This window comes from Novosphingobium sp. PY1 (assembly GCF_017312445.1).
Lineage (GTDB): Bacteria > Pseudomonadota > Alphaproteobacteria > Sphingomonadales > Sphingomonadaceae > Novosphingobium.
In genome coordinates, this window is record NZ_BLTI01000003.1 from 49,406 (window position 1) to 70,906 (window position 21,501).

General features: G+C 64.8%; 19 protein-coding genes. 9 read left to right on the top strand and 10 right to left on the bottom strand.

Annotation, left to right across the window (positions count from 1 at the left end; translation table 11 throughout):
* Nucleotides 1–21 precede the first annotated feature (21 nt).
* The 5 genes from J3474_RS03235 to J3474_RS03255 all read right to left on the bottom strand — a co-directional run bounded on the left by J3474_RS03235 (nt 22) and on the right by J3474_RS03255 (nt 3,945).
* A complete protein-coding gene (locus tag J3474_RS03235) occupies nt 22–459 on the bottom strand; it encodes a hypothetical protein (RefSeq protein WP_242528173.1) in 438 nt (145 codons plus the stop codon).
* Between the two features lie 191 nt (nt 460–650).
* Nucleotides 651–1,805 carry an aminotransferase class I/II-fold pyridoxal phosphate-dependent enzyme gene (locus J3474_RS03240; protein ID WP_207093076.1) on the bottom strand — a complete coding sequence of 385 codons (1,155 nt, stop codon included), beginning with the start codon at nt 1,803–1,805 and terminating at the stop codon, nt 651–653.
* Nucleotides 1,806–1,995: 190 nt separating this feature from the next.
* Nucleotides 1,996–2,607: a hypothetical protein gene (locus J3474_RS03245; RefSeq protein ID WP_207093077.1), complete on the bottom strand. Its 612-nt coding sequence runs from the start codon at nt 2,605–2,607 to the stop codon at nt 1,996–1,998.
* 70 nt (nt 2,608–2,677) lie between these two features.
* Nucleotides 2,678–3,655 carry a CDF family Co(II)/Ni(II) efflux transporter DmeF gene (dmeF, locus tag J3474_RS03250; RefSeq protein WP_207093078.1) on the bottom strand — a complete coding sequence of 326 codons (978 nt, stop codon included), beginning with the start codon at nt 3,653–3,655 and terminating at the stop codon, nt 2,678–2,680.
* Nucleotides 3,656–3,669: 14 nt separating this feature from the next.
* A complete protein-coding gene (locus tag J3474_RS03255; RefSeq protein WP_007012337.1) occupies nt 3,670–3,945 on the bottom strand; it encodes a metal/formaldehyde-sensitive transcriptional repressor in 276 nt (91 codons plus the stop codon).
* Between the two features lie 178 nt (nt 3,946–4,123).
* Between J3474_RS03255 and J3474_RS03260 the strand changes: the two genes are divergently transcribed.
* Complete coding sequence (locus J3474_RS03260; protein ID WP_013834346.1) at nt 4,124–4,852, top strand: Crp/Fnr family transcriptional regulator; 729 nt, start codon at nt 4,124–4,126, stop codon at nt 4,850–4,852.
* Nucleotides 4,853–5,695: 843 nt separating this feature from the next.
* On the opposite strand, the gene rpoN is transcribed toward J3474_RS03260, so the two are convergent.
* Together rpoN and lptB are read right to left on the bottom strand one after the other, a co-directional pair.
* A complete protein-coding gene (gene rpoN / locus J3474_RS03265) occupies nt 5,696–7,222 on the bottom strand; it encodes an RNA polymerase factor sigma-54 (RefSeq protein ID WP_207093079.1) in 1,527 nt (508 codons plus the stop codon).
* A gap of 26 nt (nt 7,223–7,248) precedes the next feature.
* Nucleotides 7,249–8,043, bottom strand: coding sequence for an LPS export ABC transporter ATP-binding protein (gene lptB, locus J3474_RS03270; protein WP_013834348.1), 795 nt, complete (start codon nt 8,041–8,043; stop codon nt 7,249–7,251).
* 230 nt (nt 8,044–8,273) lie between these two features.
* Between lptB and J3474_RS03275 the strand changes: the two genes are divergently transcribed.
* Both J3474_RS03275 and J3474_RS03280 read left to right on the top strand, forming a co-directional pair.
* Nucleotides 8,274–8,654 carry a hypothetical protein gene (locus J3474_RS03275; RefSeq protein WP_232512542.1) on the top strand — a complete coding sequence of 127 codons (381 nt, stop codon included), beginning with the start codon at nt 8,274–8,276 and terminating at the stop codon, nt 8,652–8,654.
* Between the two features lie 139 nt (nt 8,655–8,793).
* The gene (locus J3474_RS03280) at nt 8,794–10,140 is read left to right on the top strand and encodes a TldD/PmbA family protein (protein ID WP_207093080.1); all 1,347 of its coding nucleotides are present in this window, start codon (nt 8,794–8,796) and stop codon (nt 10,138–10,140) included.
* A gap of 57 nt (nt 10,141–10,197) precedes the next feature.
* Here the strand turns inward: J3474_RS03280 and J3474_RS03285 are convergent, their stop codons facing one another.
* The 3 genes from J3474_RS03285 to J3474_RS03295 are packed head-to-tail and all read right to left on the bottom strand — an operon-like array spanning nt 10,198 to nt 15,493.
* The gene (locus tag J3474_RS03285; RefSeq protein ID WP_013834351.1) at nt 10,198–11,988 is read right to left on the bottom strand and encodes an acyl-CoA dehydrogenase C-terminal domain-containing protein; all 1,791 of its coding nucleotides are present in this window, start codon (nt 11,986–11,988) and stop codon (nt 10,198–10,200) included.
* A 47-nt stretch (nt 11,989–12,035) separates the two neighbouring features.
* Entirely contained in the window at nt 12,036–14,360 is a 2,325-nt protein-coding gene (locus J3474_RS03290; protein ID WP_207093081.1) for a 3-hydroxyacyl-CoA dehydrogenase/enoyl-CoA hydratase family protein, read from the bottom strand.
* Nucleotides 14,357–15,493 carry a thiolase family protein gene (locus J3474_RS03295; protein ID WP_207093082.1) on the bottom strand — a complete coding sequence of 379 codons (1,137 nt, stop codon included), beginning with the start codon at nt 15,491–15,493 and terminating at the stop codon, nt 14,357–14,359. The genes J3474_RS03290 and J3474_RS03295 overlap by 4 nt, the downstream gene beginning before the upstream one ends.
* A gap of 191 nt (nt 15,494–15,684) precedes the next feature.
* Here J3474_RS03295 and J3474_RS03300 point away from each other — a divergent pair, with 191 nt between their 5' ends.
* From J3474_RS03300 to J3474_RS03325, 6 genes are read left to right on the top strand one after another with little or no spacing between them, the layout of a single operon-like run.
* Complete coding sequence (locus tag J3474_RS03300) at nt 15,685–16,122, top strand: DUF2147 domain-containing protein (RefSeq protein ID WP_013834354.1); 438 nt, start codon at nt 15,685–15,687, stop codon at nt 16,120–16,122.
* Nucleotides 16,123–16,175: 53 nt separating this feature from the next.
* On the top strand, nt 16,176–17,474 hold the full coding sequence (locus J3474_RS03305; protein ID WP_207093083.1) for an OmpP1/FadL family transporter: 1,299 nt from the start codon (nt 16,176–16,178) through the stop codon (nt 17,472–17,474).
* The gene (locus tag J3474_RS03310; RefSeq protein ID WP_207093084.1) at nt 17,474–19,180 is read left to right on the top strand and encodes a long-chain fatty acid--CoA ligase; all 1,707 of its coding nucleotides are present in this window, start codon (nt 17,474–17,476) and stop codon (nt 19,178–19,180) included. Before J3474_RS03305 ends, J3474_RS03310 begins: the two co-directional genes overlap by 1 nt.
* A complete protein-coding gene (locus J3474_RS03315) occupies nt 19,177–19,629 on the top strand; it encodes a MerR family DNA-binding transcriptional regulator (RefSeq protein ID WP_242528174.1) in 453 nt (150 codons plus the stop codon). The genes J3474_RS03310 and J3474_RS03315 overlap by 4 nt, the downstream gene beginning before the upstream one ends.
* The gene (locus J3474_RS03320; RefSeq protein ID WP_207093085.1) at nt 19,622–20,500 is read left to right on the top strand and encodes an acyl-CoA thioesterase II; all 879 of its coding nucleotides are present in this window, start codon (nt 19,622–19,624) and stop codon (nt 20,498–20,500) included. Before J3474_RS03315 ends, J3474_RS03320 begins: the two co-directional genes overlap by 8 nt.
* 31 nt (nt 20,501–20,531) lie before the next feature.
* Nucleotides 20,532–21,500, top strand: a complete 969-nt coding sequence (locus J3474_RS03325; protein ID WP_376706510.1) for a formylglycine-generating enzyme family protein — start codon at nt 20,532–20,534, stop codon at nt 21,498–21,500.
* Nucleotide 21,501: the final 1 nt, after the last annotated feature.

A 21,501-nucleotide genomic window follows, 5' to 3' on the forward strand; every position in this document is an offset into this window, starting at 1 on the left:
TGCCGCTACGACAAAAACCGCTCAGTGAAGGCGAGCGGCGGGCGGGACTTCGATGCTTTCCAGGTCCTGCCGGTCGAACTCCATGCGCGCCAGCAGCAGAGAGACATGCGCCGCCAGCAGGGCAAGCGCGACAGTCGCGCCTTCGGAGATCATTTCCTCGGACTCATCGTCCATGACGACCGTGGCGAGGCAAGAACCGCTGCCGCCGCGGGACAACATGAAGGCAACGTCGGGTCCAAGGATCGCCAGCACCGCGCTTTCGGCCGCGCCGCAGGTCAGCATCTCATCGATCGTGTCGAGATCGAATGCGTGCCTGAGCCCCAGCGGCGTTCCCTGCAGCAGCAGCCCGGCTTCGCGAATGCGATCGCTTTCCTCGGCCGCATCGCTGCCGACGCAGTCGTTCAGGAAATCCCGAAACCTGGCCGTCCAGACTTCCCAATCCTTTGTACGATCAATCACCATGCCCGACCCGTTTTGCCATCGCCCCGCACCCGCCAGACGCCATGAAAGGCCAGCTGTCAATCCGCAGAATTCGCGCAACATAAGGCGCCGTCCCACCTTGCTACAGCATGACTGCACAAGGTGAAGCGACGATTCACATCTGCGGGACGGCCCGGCGCGATCCGCGAATCGGCCCGCGTGGCCAACGATCAGCGCACGGTGGCGTTGGCAGTGTGGGCGCGCTCCTCGAACCAGGGCACCATGCGTTCGATCGCTTCCTCGACCAGCGCAGTGGACACAGCGAAACTGAAGCGCATGAAGCGGTGCCCGTCGACCGGATCGAAATCGATGCCCGGCGCCGTCGCGACGCCGGTATCGCGGAGCAGTTGCTGGCAAAGGGCCAGGCAATCGTCAGTCAGGTGGCTGACATCGGCATAGATGTAGAAAGCCCCATCGGGAGGCGCGATCTTCTGCAACCCCAGGCGCGGCAGCGCGGCCAAGAGCAGCTCACGGTTACGGGCATAGACCTCGACATGGCCTGCCAGTTCCTCCCGGCAGTCGAAGGCGACCAGCCCTGCATGCTGGGCGAGTACCGAGGGCGTCAGGAACAGGTTGGACATGCGCGCGCGCGCCGCATCGACCAGATCGGGCGGAACGAGCAGCCAGCCGAGGCGCCATCCGGCCATCGAGTAGTACTTGGAGAAGCTGTTCACGACCACGGCATCGGGCGCATATTGCAGCATCGACTGCGCGGCCTGGGTGTAGCTCAGACCGTGATAGATCTCGTCCGAAACGATCCGGATGCCCTTGCGGCGACAGACTTCGGCTATTGCCGCAAGTTCCTCGGGCGCAATGATCGTGCCGGTCGGATTGGCCGGGCTGGCGACGATCAGGCCGTCCGGGACAGGGGCCAGGGCATCGAGCGCGGCTGCCGTGATCTGGTAGCGCTCGGCCGGCCCGCAGGCGACTTCGACCGGCTCCAGATAGAGCGTCTTGAGGGTATTGCGGTAGGCAACGTATCCCGGCCTCGCAAGGGCAACGCGCGCACCCGGCTCGAACAGGCTGGTGAGCGCCAGGACGAAGGCAGGAGAAGCTCCGCAGGTCAGGATCACCTGCTCACGGTCCAGCTTGACGCCATAGGCATCGTCGTAATGGCGGGCGATGCGCTCAAGCAGGGCGATGTTTTCCCAGTATCCGCCGGGCTCGCTGTCGAGCACTTCGTGTGCCTTTGCGATGGCCGCGGCCGGTGCGCCGGTGGAAGGCTGCCCGTATTCCATGTGGATGACGTCGCGGCCGCTTTCGGCTAACTCGTAGGCTAGGCGGCCGATCGACATGGCGTGAAAGGGTTCGACTTTTGCAACCATGTGCGGTTGCTAGGCTTGCAGCATCGCTTGCACAAGCCGGAGGTGCAAATCCTTGGGCCGGTGCCATCCGGTATACCTAAAAAGGGGTACCCCCTTACCCTCATGCCTCCGGCAAACAGCTGGATTTCAGAGATAAATTGAAACGGGCGCACTCATACAAGTTAGTCAGAGCATGTGCAGCGGTTTCGCATCATGTTGAAGACAGGCAAGCGGAGGTTTTCGGCGAACCGCCCGCTTGCCGCTTGTTTGACGGGGCCATGATGATCTTACGCTTTCTACGCGACCGAACGGCCAGCTCTGCGGCCGAGTACGCCCTGCTGCTGGCGATGGCCGGAGGCGGCATTGCCATCGCCGCTCTGGCCCTGAGCGGCTCAATCAACTTTGCCATGGCCGATGGCGCCAATTCGATAGCCAGCGGTGACAGCAGTTCCGGAGGCAGCGGCTCTTCGGGGGGATCGGGCGGAACTTCATCGGGCGGCACTTCGTCGGGAAGTTCGAGCGGAGGCAGCTCCAGCAGCGGTTCATCGGGTGGTTCGAGTGGCGGCAGCAGTTCGGGCGGCTCAAGTTCGTCCGGCGGGGGCACGACAACCGGGGGTTCGACCACCGGTGGATCCACTACAGGAGGATCGACCTCTGGCGACACGTCTGGCGGGACCACCACATCCAGCACCAGCAGCACATCCGGAGGCACGACCACGACCAGTGGCGGCACGAGCACGGGCGGCGGCAACGGCAGTTCCTCGGGCGGCAGCACATCCGGCGGGGTAACCGTTCCGCCCGGATGCAAGAACGGCAACGGCAAGAAGGAGTGCCCGCCCACCTGAGGCCATCGCACGCCGGGCCTTGCCGATCCGGCTTAGTGCCGCGCGGGCTCAGTACCGCTCGATGGTGATGTGCTGCAATTCGTGAACCGGCCGCAGGCGCCGGCGCAGTTCCGCGGTATCGACCCGTTCCTCGTGAACGGAGACTCCGACGATGGCAGCGTGGGCCTCGGGTCCGACGCGCCAGACATGCAGGTCGCAGATCACCGCATCGCCCGGAGCCTCCACCAGTTCGCGCACTTCTGCCGCAACATGGTCATCGGTACGATCCAGCAGGACGAAGGCGGTGTCGCGCATGAGCGTCCATGACCAGCGGGCGATCACCAGCGCGCCGACGAGGCCCATAACCGGATCGAGCCAGACCCAGCCGAGATAGCGCCCGGACAGCAAGGCGGCGATGGCAAGCACCGAAGTCAGCGCATCGGCAAGGACGTGCATATAGGCCGAACGCAGGTTGTTGTCCCCGTGCCCGTGGCCATGATGATGCCCCTGACGATGCCCGTGGTCGTGATCGTGCCCATGGTGGTGCCCGTGGTGATGCCCGTGGTGATGATCGTGGCCATGATGGTGATGGCCCGAAAGCAGCAGGGCACTGACGACGTTCACGGCCAGGCCGATGATCGCGATCACGGTCGCTTCGCCGAAGGCAACGCGCACCGGGCTGAGCAGGCGCATGAAGGATTCGAAACCGATACCCAGTGCAAACATGGCCAGCACCAGCGCCGATGCGAAGCCGGCCAGATCACCCACCTTTCCGGTCCCGAAGCTGAAAGCCGGGTTGCGCTTGTGCCGTTTGGCATAGGCATAGGCCATCGCCGCAACGCTCAGCGCGCCGGCGTGGGTCGCCATGTGAAAACCGTCCGCAAGCAGGGCCATCGATCCGGTCAGATATCCGGCCACGATCTCGCCCACCATCATGACGGCGGTCAGGGCCACGACCCATAGCGTGCGGCGCGCATTGGCATCGTGCGACGCGCCGAGGAAATCGTGGTCGTGGATGAAGTGGTCTATTTCAGGCTGGCTCGCCATCTTCGGCCGTCTTTCTATTTCGCGTAGCGCCGGATCGCCGCCAGCAGGGCCTCGGCCCCGGCTTCGCGCTCTTCCTGCGAGAGTTGGGGCGCGGCGACATGTTCCTTCATGTGCGCCTCGATCAGTTCGTCGATGAGACCGTTCAGCGCGCCGCGCACGGCGGCGGCCAGATGCAGGGTCTTGGTGCAGTCCTCGCCACCGACCAGCGCGCGCTCCACGGCCTGGAGCTGACCGACGAGCCGGCGCACGCGCAAGACAAGGGCGTCGTTGTTGGCGGAGAGATGTCCCATAGGATACCCCCCTATCCTATAATCCACATATCCGGCAAGACGATCCATCGGGCGCCCCCGCACTGGCCAAGTCGACAGGTGGGCATGGCTTGGGCATTATGCCGGGCAATTCGGGGTCGATGCAGTGTCCGCCGTGGCTCGGCGGTGTAGCGGCTCGCCATGTGAACTGGGGTCATCGATGCCGCAATTGTCCGATCTGGACCGTCACCTTCCCGCGCCACTTGCCGAAGCCGTTGCGCCGCTTGCGCGCCTGGCGCAGTTCAAGGCCGGGCAGACGGTCATGGGCCACCAGGACGAGACGAGCGACGTCTTCGTCATCCTCGAAGGCACGCTGCGGATTGAACTGCTCTCGCAGAACGGACGCGAGATCACGCTCAGCGATGCCGGTCCGGGCGCACTCGTGGGGGAATTCGCCGCGCTTGACGACCAGCCGCGCTCGGCAACGGTCATGGCCACTACCAAGGCAAGTCTGGCGCGTATTCCCGGGGCGGCCTTTCGCGAAGCCGCGTTCGCGCATCCGGAATCGGCGGAATGGCTGACCCGCCGCCTCGTGCGCATGCTGCGCCAGCTCAACGAGCGGATCTTCGAGCTCAATGCCCTTGCCGTGCGCAGCCGCCTGCACTGCGAACTGCTGCGCTTCTGCCTCGATACCGGCTTTAAGGGTAACGAGGCGACGATCACGCCTTCGCCCACTCATGCCGAGCTGGCCAACCGCATCGGCACCCACCGCGAGGCAGTGACCCGCGAACTGCGCTACCTTGCCGAACAGGGCATCACGTCCAGTTCCGGGCGCAAGCTGATCGTCTGCGACATTGCCCGACTGGCGGAAATCGTGCGCGCCGCTGCCGGGGACGTCGAACTGATCCAGCGGGCCAACCAGGCCGGAATCGGCCGCGGCACGGCCTGACCAGCCAGCAACGCAACGATCCCATCGCGGCATTGTGGTAAAAGTCACAAGGCCCCTGTGGTCTAGGTCACTGCGCTCAACCTCCAGTCAGGGTTAACAGGTTCTTGTCCGGAGCGTGCGACCCCGCTTTCGGATGCGACCGGAAGCCAGTGGGAGGCTTGCATGCGACCTTCGGTCTCCCCCTTCCATCCGGAATCACTCGCAGACTAAGGCGGCAGCCGGGCCCGCATTGCTTGAGCCAATCCCTAACACGGCTGCCGCCACTTTTCCGGTTCTTGAAGAGATGGCCCTTCCCGACGATGCCGGTAGGGGTGCCGACAAGATCGAGAAGGGCCGGTCGACCCGCCAATGCGGGTCTATGCGATCGGAGGCGATCGCAAGGCGTTCCTCCCTGGCAACCTGTGCCGGAGCGACCTGAGTGCGGAACATGTCGCTCCGGCGGAGCCACCCTTTTCAGGGCGCCCCCAGGATTGACCTGTCAATTCGTGCCTCGACAGGTGCTACCCTACAGCTCTTGTTCTTGTCCGAAACCTGAATTGCCTGAGGCCGCTGGGCAAACAGCCAGCTGAAAAAGTCGTGCCGCGCATCGCCACTGGCCCATGCACTGCGCCGGGCGAGCGCGGCCACGGCGCTGCCCCTAGTCAACCGATCGTTTCCCGGCTTGGGATCAATACAGGACATGGTCAGCGCCTTCTTCCAGTGGCCGGGGCGCTCCCACCTGTCGCAGTCCCGGCACAACTGATAGATAACCAACTTACCACGACTCGGGAAAATACGCAGAACTTTTTTCCTAAGCTAAACAAGCAATATACAAGATGTACTCAATGTCATCTTGCTCATTACTTACCGCGCTGCAGCAAGAGCCTTCTGGCGGCGGCGTTGAACCGAACTACCCAGCCCGATAGCTTCACGGTACTTGGCGACCGTTCGCCTTGCCAGCGCAAACCCCTTGCCGTTGAGCAGTTCCACCAGCGCATCGTCGGACAGGATCGCCTTGGGATCCTCGGCGTCTATCAACTGCTTGATAGCGGCCTTCACTGCCTCTGCCGAAGCCGCACCTTCGCCGCCCGCAGCGCTGACGCCCGAGCTGAAGAAATACTTCAACTCGTAAGTTCCGCGCGGACAGTTGAGGAACTTGTTCGAAGTCACGCGGCTGACGGTCGATTCATGCATGCCGATCGCTTCGGCCACCGCGCGCAGGGTCAGCGGCTTGAGCTGGGAGACGCCGTGCCGGAAGAAGCCGTCCTGCTGCTTCACCAGTTCGCTCGCCACCTTGAGGATCGTCTTCTGCCGCTGGTCGAGCGCCTTGATCAGCCAGTTGGCATCGGCAAGCTTCTCGGAAAGCCACGCACGCGAGGTCTTGTCCTCGCAAGTGCCCTTGAGCTCGACGTAATAGCCGCGATTGACGATCAGGCGCGGCAGCGTCGCCTGGTTGAGCGCGATGTCCCAGCCGCCGTCGCTGCGCGGAGTCACGAGGATGTCGGGCGTGACGGCCCCGCTTGCCTCCCCGCCGAAACGCGCGCCCGGCTTGGGGTCGTAGCTGCGCAGTTCGGCCAGCATGTCGGCGAAATCCTCGTCGTCCACGCCGCACATGCGCTTGAGTCGAGCCAGTTCCCCCTTGGCGACAAGGTCGAGATTATCGATCAGGCGCGCCATGCACGGATCGTAGCGGTCCGCCTCGCGCGCCTGCAGGGCGATGCACTCCGACAGTGAGCGAGCACCTACTCCAGTAGGATCAAGTGACTGGACGAGTATCAGCGCATCCTCGACCGCATCCTCCGACACACCGAGATCGGCTGCCAGTTCGGCAAGGCTGGCATGGAGATAACCGGCATCGTCGAGCAGGCCGATGATGTAGCGCGCAATGCCCGCCTCGACGGGATTGAACGCCTCGGACCCCACTTGCGCCTGCAGATGCTCGGCAAGCGACGCCGCACCCCCGGCATGGTCCTCGATACCGGGCCCGGCCTCGCCGCCGGCCATGCGGAATTCGCTGGCCCAGTTGTCGGCAGTGCCGCTGGTCGAATTGCCTGTCAGTTCGCCGTCACCGGTATCGCGGTCCCGGTCCAGCGATCCGGCGTCGATGTCGAGCGGCCGGTCGTCGCTTGCCCGGCCTTCGCCGATCAACTGGTCGACCGGCGAACCTTCCAGCGTCGTGCGCCGGGCTTCCTCGGGCATTTCCACGGTTTCGACCGGAGGAGGTGCCGGTTCCGCACCGACATCGAGCAGGGGATTGGCGTCGAGCGCCTCGCCAATGAAGGTTTCGACTTCGAGATTGGACAGCGCCAGCAGCTTGATCGCCTGCTGGAGCTGCGGCGTCATGACCAGCGACTGGCTTTGCCTCAGGTCCAGCCGGGGCCCCAGCGCCATGCGTCAGTATCCCTGGACGTCAGGCCTCACAGCGTGAAACCCTCGCCGAGATAGAGCCTGCGCACATTCTCGTCGGCCACCAGCGCTTCGGGGCTGCCCGCGAAGAGCACCTGCCCGCCGTAGATGATGCAGGCGCGATCGACGATGTCGAGCGTTTCGCGCACGTTGTGGTCGGTGATGAGAACGCCGATCCCGCGCGTCTTGAGGTCCCTTACGAGATCGCGGATGTCCGCGATGGAGAGCGGGTCGATGCCTGCGAAAGGCTCGTCCAGCAGCATGATCGACGGCTTCGCAGCCAGGGCCCGGGCAATTTCGCAGCGACGGCGCTCGCCGCCCGAGAGCGCCATGGCCGGGCTCGACCGCAGGCGGGTCAGGCCGAATTCGTCGAGCAGGCGCTCCAGTTCCTCGTCGCGCACGGCCCTGTCCGGCTCGTTGAGTTCCAGCACGGCGCTGATGTTCTGCTCCACCGTCATGCCCCGGAAGATCGAGGTTTCCTGCGGCAGGTAGCCCAGGCCGAGAATCGCGCGGCGGTACATCGGCAGGCGGGTGACGTCGACGCCGTCCATCAGGATACGGCCCGAATCCGGGCGCACCAGCCCCATGATCGAATAAAAGCAGGTGGTCTTGCCCGCGCCGTTGGGGCCGAGCAGGCCCAGCACTTCGCCTTTCGCTACCGAAAGCGAGATGTCGGTAAGGACCGCACGCTTGTCGTAGCTCTTGGCAATGGAGATGACTTCGAGCCCGCCGCGTTCGGCGACTGCGGCCGCAGCAGCCGCCGCACTGGAGCTCTGATCCTGCGAAAGTTCGGTCGTTTCCGTCATTGGTTACCGCGTTAACGCACGCGACCGGGCAACGGCAAGTCGGCATTTTGCCTTCGAGGCCCAGATTGGCAGGTTTCGTGCATGTGCCTGATAACCCGGCGCTGTTTACCGAGTGTCCTCGGGCCACCGCCCGTCCGCCTCGCCAGAGCTTGTCGGAAATTTCGTCAAACTTGATCTTCCCGCAATTTGATGATCTAGTCTTACGGGGATTGAAGGGGAAGTACTGCTGGATGGCTAAGACCACTCGACATCGGGCCATGATGCCTCCGGCCTCCGGACATCTGGTGGACTGGCGCAAGAAGATGAGCGACCACATCGCTTACGCCCTGCTGGCCTATACCGCCTTGCAGATTTTCGTGACCATCGGCGCCCTCAAGTCGCACGGAAGTTCGCTGCTCCCCTATCTTGCGCTGATAATCCTCGTCATCGCCATCATCCCGGCCTGCCGCCGCTTCGAGGCGCGCTGGAACCGCCTGAGCGACGAACAGGCGCACGATCCGGGCATGGCGCCTTATTACCGGCGTGACCGTCTCGTTCTCTGGGCCATGGCGATTGGGCTTCCTTTCGCGCTGACCGGACTTTTCAAGGGCCTCGCCCTGATCTTCGCCTGAGAGCGAGCCCAGCCCGGCTTACGTCCCCCGGCCAACCGAACCTTCGTGCATCTCGCATTTGCCCTTGGCCCGCGCGGCGACTAGGGCTGCCCTGAGCGCGAACCGGCTTTCGCGCGGTTCAAGGGAGTTGCGAAGTCCAATGCTCAATCCGGAACAGGCCAGGGAACGCGCGCAGGATCTGGTTGCGCGCGCGCGCCGCGCAGGCGCCGATGCCGCCGATGCCGTGTATGGCGCCAGTTCCTCGGAAGGGATCCAGATCCGCCTGGGCAAGCTCGAGGATGTCGAGCGTTCGGAAAGCGAGCACATCTCGCTGCGCGTGTTCAGCGGCACCCGTTCGGCCAGTATCGGTTCTTCCGACTTGTCGGACCTCGCGCTGGACGAGCTGGCCGCGCGCGCGATCGCCATGGCCCGCGCCGCACCGGAAGACGCCTATGCCGGCCTGGCGCCAGAGGAACTGCTCACCCATGGCCCCTTCCCCGAACTCGACCTGATCGATCCCTCCGAACCCAGCCCGCAGGCCCTGCGCGAACGTGCCGAGGAAGCCGAGGACGCGGCCCGGGCGGTGCAGGGCGTGACCAATTCCGACGGCGCATCGGCCAGTGCCGGATTCGGCATCTTCGCGTTGGCGACCAGCCACGGTTTCGCCGGGGCCTATGGCGCATCCAGCCATTCCACCAGCGCTTCGGTTGTCGCCGGTGAAGGCGCGGGCAAGCAGCGCGACAGCGCCTGGCGCCAGACGCATCACGTGGCCGACCTGCCCGGCGCGCGCGAGATCGGCGAACTGGCCGGAACCCGCGCGGTCGCCCGTCTCGAGCCCGGCAAGGTGAAGAGCGGCCCGATGCCGGTCCTGTTCGATCCGCGCGTCTCGGGCACGCTGGTCGGCCATCTCATCGGCGCCATGTCGGGCAGCGCAATCGCCCGCCGTTCCAGCTTCCTTCTCGACCGGCTCGGCGAACAGATCTTCGCGCCGGGAACCGTGATCGCCGAAGACCCGCACCGGCCGCGCGGCCTTCGCGCCCGGCCCTTCGACGGCGAAGGACTGGCGACCCGTGCGCGCAATCTCGTGGAAGACGGGAAGATCACCGGTTGGCTGCTCGACTGCGCGGCGGCCCGCCAGCTCGGCCTGGAGCCGACCGGCCACGCCTCGCGCGGCGGCGGCGGCGCACCGGGAATCTCGGTGGGCAATATCCACCTCGAAGCCGGTCCGCTCTCGCCCGCCGAACTGATGGCGGACATCGCCGACGGCATCTACGTGACCGAGCTGATCGGGCAGGGCGTGAACGGAGTGACCGGCGATTACAGCCGCGGCGCTTCGGGCTTTCGCATCGTCAACGGCGAACTGGCCGGGCCGGTGGCCGAATTCACCATCGCCGGGAACCTGCTCAAGATGTTTGCGCAGATGACCCCGGCCAGCGACCTTGAATGGTACCGCGCGATCAACGTGCCGACACTGCGCGTCGACGGCATGACCATCGCCGGAAACTGATGGATTAGCGGTCCGGCGCCGCGCTCTCGACTGCGGAGCGCGGCGCCGGACGCCCGATCAGAACGCTTCGGCCTCAAGCGCCATCATCGATGCCTTGCCCGACTTGATCGCCAGGAATGCCGCGGTCGCCTGGGGCAGGATACGGTCGAAGAAGAACTGCGCGGTCGCCAGCTTGGACTTGTAGAACGCCGCCTCGTCGGTGCCTTCGCCAAGCCTGCGCTGGGCGATCACGGCCGACTTGGCAAAGCAGTAGGCCATGGCGACAAGGCCGGTCAGGCGCAGGTAATCGGTCGCGGCAGCAGCGCCTTCCTCGGGGTCCTTCATCCCCTTCTGCGCGATAGTCGCCGTCGACAGCTGGAGCGCGCCAAAGGCCTTTTCCAGAGCCTCGATCATCTTGCCGAAGGTCTCGTCACCCTTGTTCGCTTCGATGAACTGCGAGACCGGGTGGAAGAACGCGCGCAAGTAGCGGCCCATGTGGGCAGGCAGCTTGCGGCCGACGAGGTCGAGCGCCTGAATGCCGTTGGTGCCTTCGTAGATCATGGCAATGCGCGCATCGCGCGCGTACTGCTCCACGCCGCTTTCGGCGATGTAGCCGTGGCCGCCATAGACCTGCACCGCAAGGTTCGCGCTCTCGAAACCGAGGTCGGTGAAAAGCGCCTTCACCACGGGCGTCATCAGGGCGACGAAATCCTCGGCGCGCTGCTTCACCTCCGGATCGGTGGCGTGCTTTTCGGCATCGAGCGCGCGGCTCACCCATGCCGAAATGGCACGGCAGCCTTCGTTGTTGGCGCGCATCGTCATCAGCATGCGGCGCACATCGGGGTGAACGATGATCGGGTCAGCCGGTCCATCCGGGTTCTTCACGCCGGACAGCGACCGGCCCTGAAGGCGGTCCTTCGCGTACCACACCGCAGACTGGTAGGCCGCCTCGCCCACGCCCAGCCCCTGCACGCCCACCGAGACGCGCTCGGTGTTCATCATCGTGAACATCGCCTCGAGCCCCTTGTTGGGCTTGCCGACCAGCCAGCCGGTCGATTCCTCGAAATTGAGCTGGCAGGTTGCCGAGGCCTTGAGGCCCATCTTGTGCTCGATGGCCGCGACCGAGACCCCGTTCGAGGGGCCCGGCGTGCCGTCGTCCTTGGGCAGGTACTTGGGCACCAGGAACAGGCTGATGCCCTTCACCCCCTTGGGTGCATCGGGAAGACGTGCAAGGACGAGGTGGATGATGTTCTCGGTCAGGTCATGTTCGCCGGCGGAAATGAAGATCTTGCCGCCGGTCAGCTTGTAGCTGCCGTCATCCTGCGGAACCGCCTTGGTGCGCAGCATGCCCAGATCGGTGCCGCAATGCGATTCGGTGAGGCACATCGTGCCCGACCAGGTGCCCGAAACCAGCTTCGGCAGGTAGAACTGCTTGAGTTCATCGCTGGCATAGACCTCGATCGCGGTCGTGCCGCCGTGGGTCAGGCCGGGATAGAGGCTGAACGACAGGTTGGCCGAGCAGATCATTTCCTCGGTCATCTTGTTGACCGATTCGGGCAGGCCCTGCCCGCCCCATTCGGGATCGGACGCCAGCGCGCACCAGCCGCCCTCGCGGAACAGCTCATAGGCTTCCTTGAAGCCCTGCGGCGTGCGCACCACGCCGTTCTCCAGCGTACAGCCCTCGACATCACCGCTGCGGTTGAGCGGAAGCAGGACCTCCTGCGCCACCTTGGCCGCTTCTTCCAGCACGGCATCGACGAGATCGGGCGTAAATTCTTCAAGCGCCTCGAGATTACCGAAGCCGTCATCCTCATGAAGCTCGTGCAGCACGAACTTCATGTCGCGCAAGGGTGCCTCGTAGACTTGCATTTCTCACTCTCCTCGCAGGCGCGACTGCGCGCGCCCTTGTCATCGCATCAGTTGCGCAGCGGCTTTCCGGTTTCAAGCATATGTTCGACCCGCGCAATCGAGCGCGGTTCGCGAACCAGCCGCATGAAGGTCTCGCGCTCAAGCTTGAGCAGTTCCTGCTCGCTCACCGTATCGACGAGGTCGGCCTCTCCTCCGGTCAGCACGGTGGCCAGGGCATCGGAAACGACCATGTCGTAATCGGTCGCCATTCCGCGCTTGTGGAAGCCTTGCGCCGCCATGTTGAGCGCGACGTGCCCGCCCTCGCCCGGCAACCTGAACTCGGGCGCTTCGGGGGGCGCGTAGCCTTCCACCAGCGAAAGCGCCTTCTGCTTGGCATCGTGAAGCAGGCGGTCGCGGTTCATGGTGATGCCGTCATCCGGGCGCAGGAACAGCATTTCCTTCGCCTGCGCCGCAGACTTGGAAACAGTCGCGGTCGAGACCGTCTCGAACACCTTGGCGACGGCGGGCATCGGCCCCTTGGGCATCATGGGCGCCTTGCGCGCGCGGTCGATCATCTCGCCATTGCCGCCCCAGCCGGGGATCAGGCCGACGCCGCATTCGACGAGGCCGGTGTAGAGTTCGGCATGGGCCTGGATCGCGTCGCAGTGCAGCAGGATCTCGCACCCGCCGCCCACGGCCAGACCGGCAGGTGCTCCCACCACCGGGAAGGGCGCGTACTTGAGGCCCTTGTAGGCCATCTGCCCGCCGGCCACGAGCTTCTCGACCTCACCATAGGCGGCGATATTGATCGCGAAGAGGGCAAGCCCGAGGTTGGCGCCAGCCGAGAAGCTGTCGGCGTCGTTATAGACGACGAGCGCCTTGAACCTGGCGGAAACGAGCGGGATCGCCTCGACGATCAGCTTCATCACGTCGCCGTCGAGCGCATTCATCTTGCCGGTGAATTCGAGGCAGGCCACTCCGTCGCCGACATCCCACAGGGCTGCCGAGCCGTTCTTGAGCAGCGGCCCGGAGGCCAGCTTGATGTCCGCGAGACGCAGCACGCCTTCGGGGCGCACGACATCGTGATACTCGCCGTCAAGGCCAAGGAACTGGCGCTTGCCGTCCTCGATGCGATAGAAAGTGCGCTCTCCTGCCAGCCTGAGGATCTCGGGAACGGGCTTGCCTTCAGCCTCGAGCCTTTCGGCAAGATACTGCGCGCCCAGCGTGTCGATCATTTCGAACGGCCCGGACTTCCAGTTGTAGCCCAGCTTCATGGCGTCATCGACGGCCACGACATCGGCGGCGGCAGACGGCACAAGGGCGGCGGCATAAGCCAGCGTCCCGCCCAGGATCGCCCAGGCATATTCGCCCACCGCGCCCCTGGTTTCGACCAGCGCCCGCAGGTCCCCCTTGGCTGCGCGACCCGAAGGGCCGCGGGCGCTGGTCTTCTCGCGGTATTCACCGGTCGCAAGGTCAAGAGCCTCCTTGCGGCGACCCATGTCCCTATTGAGGCGGTAGAAACCGCCCTTGCCCTTGCGGCCGGTGAATCCCTCGGAAATCAACTTCTCGATAAGCGGATGGCTGCGCGCGATCTCCTGATAGGGATCGTCCTTGGGCAGCGTGGAAGTCAGGCTCGCCTGCAAGTGCGGCATCAGGTCGATGCCCACGAGATCGACCAGACCGAAAATGCCGGTCTTGGGCACGCCCATCGGCTTGCCGGCGATCGCGTCGGCCTGCTCGACGGTGAGCCCCATGTCGAAAGCGGCATTGAGGCCGAGCTGGATCCAGTACGTGCCGATGCGATTGGCGATGAAGCCCGGCGTGTCCTTGGCATGGACCACCGTCTTGCCCATCGCGACATCGGCGAAGCGCTCCACCTTGTCCGCCACGGCCGCATCGGTCGCGGGACCGGTAACGATTTCCAGCAGGCGCATGTAGCGCGGCGGATTGAAGAAGTGGGTGATCAGGAAATCGCGCTTGAAGCCGTCCGAGCGCCCTTCGACGAGATGGGCGAGCGGGATGGTCGACGTGTTCGACGAGACCGCCGTACCCTCGCGCTTGACCGCTTCCAGCTTGGCATAGAGGCCCTGCTTGATGTCGAGCCGCTCGATCACCGCCTCGATCACCCAGTCGCATTCGGCGACCTTGTCGAGATGGTCCTCGATGTTGCCGGTCTCGACCAACTTGGCCGCAGCCTTCGACATGAAGGGCGCAGGCTCGGTCTTGAGCATGCGCGCCACCGCGCCTTCGGCGATGGCGTTGCGGTTCTCGCCGTCCTTGGGGACGATGTCGAGCAGGACGACCGGCATACCGGCATTGGCGACCTGGGCGGCGATTCCGGCACCCATGGTACCGGCGCCGATGACGCAGACTTTCCGGATGGTATCGTTCATTGCGCCGACTCCAGGATCGTGGCGATGCCCTGCCCGCCGCCGATGCACTGCGTGGCCAGCGCATACTTGCCGCCTTCGCGCTTCAGCAGCGCCGCGGCCTTGCCGACGATGCGCGCGCCGGTTGCGCCGAGCGGGTGCCCGATGGCGATGGCGCCGCCGTCGATGTTGGTCCTCGCGGCATCGAGGCCGAGGTCGGTCATGCAGGCGATCGCCTGCGAGGCGAAGGCCTCGTTAAGCTCGACCACGTCGAGGTCGCCCGCCGTGATGCCTGCGCGCTCCATCGCCTTCCTGCTGGAGAGGATCGGCCCGAGCCCCATCGTTTCGGGCGCGCAACCGGAGATCGCCACCGACTTGATACGGGCGAGAATCGGCAGATCGTGCTTGCGGGCATAGTCCTCGGTGCAGACCAGCACCGCGCTGGCGCCGTCAGTCAGCGGAGAGGATGTACCGGCGGTGACCGAACCCCTGGCATCGAAGGCAGGCTTGAGCCCGGCAAGGTCCTCGGCCGTGGTACCGGGACGGATCGTGCCGTCCTCGCTCACAGTGCCGCCCTTGGTCGTGATCGGCACGATCTCGTCGGCGAACTTGCCGGCCTCGCGCGCCGCGGCCGCCCGCTTCTGGCTTTCGACGGCCAGGGCTTCCTGCGCATCGCGGCCGATCTGGTACTTCGCGGCGACGTTCTCAGCCGTTTCGCCCATCGATATGTAGGCGGCGCTCTTTTCGGCAAGGGCGCGGTTGGGCATGGGGTTGAAGCCCATCATCGGCACCCGGCTCATCGATTCGACGCCTGCGCAGATGAAGACTTCACCCGCGCCCACGGCAATCTGGCCCATGGCGATGTGGATCGCGCTCATCGACGAACCGCAGAAGCGGTTCACCGTCATCCCGCCCACCGAGATCGGCAGGTCGGCCAGCAGGCCGATCAAGCGGGCCACGTTGAGGCCCTGTTCGCCTTCGGGGAAGGCGCAGCCGACAATCAGGTCCTCAATGTCGGACGGTTCGACCCCGGTCTTGTCGATCAACCCGCGAATCACCTGCGCGGCAAGGTCGTCAGGCCGGACCCGGGCAAGCGCGCCCTTGTTGGCCAGGTGAAACGGGGAACGGGCGAAACCCGCAATCACGACGCTTTGCATGCATTCTCTCCATGGCGGACGGGCCTCAAGAATCCGGACCGTTCGAAACATCTTCCCTTAAGGTGCGATTCTTTCCCTATACGTCAAGCAAATTTTCGGTTATCTCGAGTCCATACCCGGCCCCGGATCGAAGACGTCTGCCAGCAAGCGGCGCGAATCCGGGCTTCGGGAGAGAGATGGAAAGGTCGCACATGAGAATCACGAAACATGCGGCAGTGGCATTTGTTGCCGCCATTGCTGCAGTTCCGGTCACGGCATCCGCCGCATCGCCGGACTCGGTACTGGGAATGTGGCGCACACCGTCGAAGCACGGCGTCGTCGAGATCGCGCGCTGCGGAACCTCGATCTGCGGGACGCTCCTCGAATCCGACAACATCCGGCGCAATCCGGAGATGCGGGACGAGAACAACAAGGACGAGGCCAAGCGCAACCGCCGCCTCAAGGGCCTGCAGATCCTGGGCGGCTTCGATCGCGACGCGGCCAAGTGGACCGGCGGCACGATCTACAACCCGGAAGACGGCGGCACCTACAAGGCCACGATCACACCGGCCGGCGCAGACACCCTCAAGCTCAAGGGCTGCATCGTCTGGCCCTTGTGCAAGACCCAGACCTGGACGCGGATCAACTGATGCGTCCGGGCGTTACCAGACAATACAAGAAATTGAATTCGGGAGAGTTTCGAATGAAGTTGAAGTCCGGCCGCGTATTCCTTTCCAGCGCGGTATCCTTCTTTGCCATGGCCGTCGCAGGATCGGCCCACGCCCAGGCATTCTACCTTCAGGAACAGTCCGTACGCGGCCAGGGCCGTGCCTTTTCCGGTGAGGCCGCCGACACCGGCGTCGATTCGCTGTGGTGGAACCCGGCCTCGATCGCCGGCATGGAAGGCGGTGAAGCCGCGGTTCATGCCAGCGCCATCCTTCCGCGCGGCAAGGTTTCCGACAATGGCACCGTGATCGTCCGCCCGGCCTCGGCCCCCGCCTCCGTCGGCGGCGACCCGGTCGAGAAGAACCCGATCGACAACGGCGTGCTGCCTTCCGGCGCGATCGCCTACGGCTTCGGCAAGGTCGCGGTGGGCCTCGCCGTCAGCGCCCCCTACAACTTCACCACCAATTACGCAGAGGACAGCTGGGCCCGCTACACCGCGGACAAGACCAAGCTGCGCACCTTCGACATCCAGCCGACGCTGGCCGTTGCCGTGACGCCCGAGCTGTCCCTTGGCGCCGCGCTCAACATCGAGCACGCCGATGCCACCTTGGGCAATTACCTGCCGAACCTATCCGCCCTGCTGCCCGACGGGCACCAGACCCTGTCCGGCAAGGGCTGGGACATGGGCTGGTCGGTCGGCGCCCAGTATCACACCGGTCCGCTTTCGCTTGGCGTCTCCTACAAGTCGAGCATCAAGCACAAGCTCAAGGGCACGGTCCTGACCGAAGGCCTGCTTGGCCCGCTTGCCGGCCAGAACGGCGAGATCGCCACGCGCGCCACTTTCAGCACGCCGTGGCAGGCAATCGGCAGCATCCGCTACAAGGCGACCGACCGGCTGACGCTGAACGCGCAGGTCGTACGCTATGGCTGGAGCAAGTTCGACACCATCGATCTCGGCGCGCCGATCAACGCCTCGATCCCAGAGGACTACAAGAACAGCTGGAGCTACGCGGCGGGCATCGACTACCTGGTCAATCCCGAGTGGACCGTGCGCGCTGGCGTCCAGTACGGCGGAACCCCAACGCGCGACGGCGAACGTGACGCCCGCGTGCCGGACAGCAACCGCTGGAACTTCTCGGCCGGTACCAGCTACGCTGTCAGCAAGGCCATCACCGTCGATGCTGCCGCTTCGTACATCTCGTTCAAGGATGCCACGATCGACCGCACGACCGCCGCTTATGCAGGAACCGCGGCACAGACGCCGATCCTGGTGAACGGCACGCTCACAGACGCATCCGCGCTCGTCTTTTCCCTCGGCGCGCGGGTGAAGTTCTGATGAGCGCCGCGGAGACGATCGGCGGGACCCCCTTGGGGGACAAGGCTCGCCCGGCACAACCCTCCTCCTCCCAGCTGCCGGAAGAGATGCCGCCGATCGCTCCGCGGTTGCTTACCGACCTGCTCGACCACGCGGTCGCGCATCATGGTGAGTGGCCCGCCATAGATTTCATGGGCCGCAAGTGGACATACGCCGAAGTCGGCGAGCTGGCGCGCAAGGCCGCGCGCGGGCTCCAGGACCTTGGCGTCAAGCCGGGTACGCGGGTCGGGCTGTGCCTGCCCAACACGCCCTACTACGTGATCTGCTACTTCGCGATCCTGCGCATCGGCGCGGTCGTGGTGAACTTCAACCCGCTCTACACCGAGCGCGAGATGGAGCACCTCGTCGAGGATTCGGGCGCCAGCGTGCTGATCGCCTCGGACCTGGCCCTGTCGCTGCCCAAGATCGCGCCGCTGGTCGGCAAGGGCAGCCTGTCACGCGTGATCGTGTGCCCCTTCGCCGACGCCCTGCCCACTTTCAAGCGCCGCGCCTACCAGCTGCTCAAGCGCAAGGACATCGCGCATGAGCCGCACGACCTGCGCTTCGTGCGCTTTGCCGACCTGATCGCGCGCGATGCCGACCCCGATCCGGTCAAGCGCGATCCCGGCGACCTGGCCGTGCTGCAATATACCGGCGGCACCACCGGCGTGCCCAAGGGCGCAATGCTCAGCCACGCCAATCTCGCCGCCAACAGCGCCCAGATGATCGCCCACGTCGGCCACATGCCCGACGAACAGGAGCGCACGCTGGGCGTCCTGCCGCTGTTCCACGTTTTCGCACTGACGACGGTGCTGAACTACTCGGTCGATACCGCGGCAGAGATGATCCTCCTGCCGCGCTTCGAGATGAAGTCCTTCCTCGCCACCGCGCGGCGCACCAGGCCGACGCAGTTCTTCGGGGTGCCCACGCTCTACACCGCGCTAAACCACGTGAAGCTGCACGGCGAGTTCGACAGCGTGCGCGTGTGCATCTCGGGCGGCGCGCCGCTTCCGCTCGAAGTGCGCCAGCGTTTCGAGGAGCACACCGGGGTCAAGGTCGTCGAAGGCTACGGCCTCTCCGAAGCATCCCCGATCATCGCCTGCAATCCGCTTGAAGGCGTCATCAAGGAAAACTCCTGCGGCCCGGCCTTCCCGGGCACCGCACTGGAGATCCGCGATCCCGACAATCTCCACAAGGTGCTCGGCACCGGGGAGAAGGGCGAAGTCTGCGCGCGCGGCCCCCAGGTGATGAAGGGGTACTGGAACCGGCCCGAAGAATCGGAAAAGACGTTCATTTACGGCGCCCTGCGGACAGGAGACATTGGCTATCTCGACGCAGACGGCTATCTGTTCCTCGTCGACAGGATCAAGGACCTGATCCTGTGTGGGGGTTACAACGTCTATCCGCGCGTGATCGAGGATGCCATCTACGAGCATCCGATGGTTGCAGAAGCGATCGTCATCGGCATTCCCGATGCCTATCGCGGGCAGGCCCCCAAGGCTTTCGTCGCATTGCACAAGGGGGATATCTTGAGCGAGGAAGAATTGCTGGAATTTCTGAAGCCGCGGCTGAACAAGATCGAGATGCCCTCGGCCATCGAATTCCGTGACTCGCTGCCCAAGACCCTCGTCGGCAAGCTTTCCAAGAAGGAACTCGTGGCCGAAGAAGCCGCGAAGCGCGCACCATGAGCGAAAGCGGGGCAAGCGAAAAGGCGGACGTGCAGCTGCCCGACATGCTGGGCATCCACGAGGCGGCAGAGCATCTCGACGTCACCATGCGCACCTTGCGCTTCTACGAGGACAAGGGCCTGATCGCGCCCCAGCGCGTGGGCACCACGCGGATCTACGGCAAGCGCGAGATCGGGCGCATGCAGCTGATCCTGCGCGGCAAGCGGCTGGGCTTCAGCATCCGCGAGATCAAGGAATTCCTCGATCTCTACGACGTCGACCCCGAACATGTCGAACAGGTCCGCAACCTTCTCGGCAAGGTGAGCGACCGGATCGCGGAACTGCGCCGCCAGAAGCGGGCGATCGAACAGACCCTGACCGAACTGCGCCTGATCGAACAGCAGTCGAAAGACTGGCTCGATGGGGCGAAAGGTACGGCCCAGCCGAAATCGCAAGGTAACGATGACTGATCCGAGGACCTTCGCCGTTGAGGAGCTGCGCAAACTGCTGCTCGTCGAGGAAATCGACACGGACCTGTTCCGCGGCGCAGCGGCGCCGGACAGCCCCGGACGCGTATTCGGCGGTCAGGTGATCGCGCAGGCCCTGGCTGCGGCGGCGAAAGAACTGCGCGAAGACCATCACGCGCATTCGCTCCACGCGTACTTCATGCGTCCCGGCGATATGTTGCGGCCGATCATCTACCGTGTCCTGCGCGACTTCGATGGCGGCACTTTCGCCAATCGCCGTGTCGTCGCCATGCAGGGCGGCAAGCCGATCCTCAACCTCGCAGCCTCGTTCCAGCGCCCTGAGGACGGCTTCTCCCATGCCGCGCCGATGCCAGAGGTCTATGCCCCCGAGCAGTGCCCGGACATGCAGGACGTGCTGCGCAAGAAGGGGGCGCCCCTGCCCAAGCACCTGCAGGATCGCCTGGCTGCATTCGAAATCAGACCCGGCCCGCCCAGTTCCAATGTCGTCGACGGCGTCGGCGTGCCTTCGCAATACCTTTGGTTCCGCCTTGCCGGACCGATCGGCGGAGACCCCGCGGTGCATCGCATTGTCACGGCCTACGCAAGCGACTTCGCGCTGCTGACGACGGCGGTCCTGCCGCACGATATCAAGTTCTTCTCGCCGCAGTTGCAGGCCGCCAGCCTCGATCACGCAGTATGGTTCCACCGAACGCCGCCGGTCGATGACTGGCTGCTCTATTACATGGACAGCCCGTGGTCCGGGCACGCCCGGGGCTTCGCCCGCGGAACCATCTACGACCGCGCCGGTACCATGGTCGCCAGTGTCGCCCAAGAAGGCCTCTGCCGCCGCCGCGAACCTCCGGGCGAGACTTGATTACTGTGTGCATCTCTCTAGTCACGAGGCCATGCAGAAGACCAGCAGCCCGGTAGAAGACATTGTCGCAGGGATGATCCACGTTCCCGGCGGAACTTTCACGATGGGATCGGAAAACTTCTATCCCGAGGAAATGCCGCTTCGGCGGGTGAAGGTCGATCCGTTCTGGATCGACGAAACCCCCGTGACCAATCGCGAATTCGCCCGCTTCGTCGAAGCGACCGGCTACGTCACCGTGGCCGAGATCGCTCCCGACCCGAAGGACTATCCCGGCATGTTGCCGGGAATGGACAAGGCAGGATCGCTGGTCTTTCACAAGACCGCCACACCGGTCGACACCAGTAACCCGGCCAACTGGTGGTCGTTCGTCTTCGGAGCCGACTGGTGCCACCCGCTCGGCCCGGACAGCAATCTCGACGATCTCTGGGATCACCCGGTGGTCCATATCGCCTATGCCGATGCCGAGGCCTATGCGAAGTGGGCCGGCAAGGCACTGCCGACCGAGGCCGAATTCGAGTTCGCCGCGCGTGGCGGCCTTGAGGGCAAGGACTACGCCTGGGGCGACGAACTGGCCCCGGACGGCGCGATGATGGCGAATTACTGGCAGGGCCTGTTTCCCTTCGCCAACCAGTGCCTCGATGGATGGGAAAGAACTTCGCCGGTCAGGACCTTCCCGGCCAACGGCTACGGCCTCTACGACATGATCGGCAACACCTGGGAATGGACCGCGGACTGGTGGTCGGAACGCCCGCAGACCGTCGCCAAGAAGAAGCCGAGTGCCTGCTGCGTGATGGAAAATCCGCGCGGAGCGAAGCTCAAGGACAGCTACGATCCGGTCCAGCCGGGTGTCAGGATTGGCCGCAAGGTGCTCAAGGGCGGATCGCACTTGTGCGCCGCCAACTACTGCCAGCGCTACCGGCCTGCCGCGCGCCACCCCGAAATGATCGACAGCGCCACGACGCATATCGGATTTCGCTGCGTGGTGCGCGACAGGGCCTGAC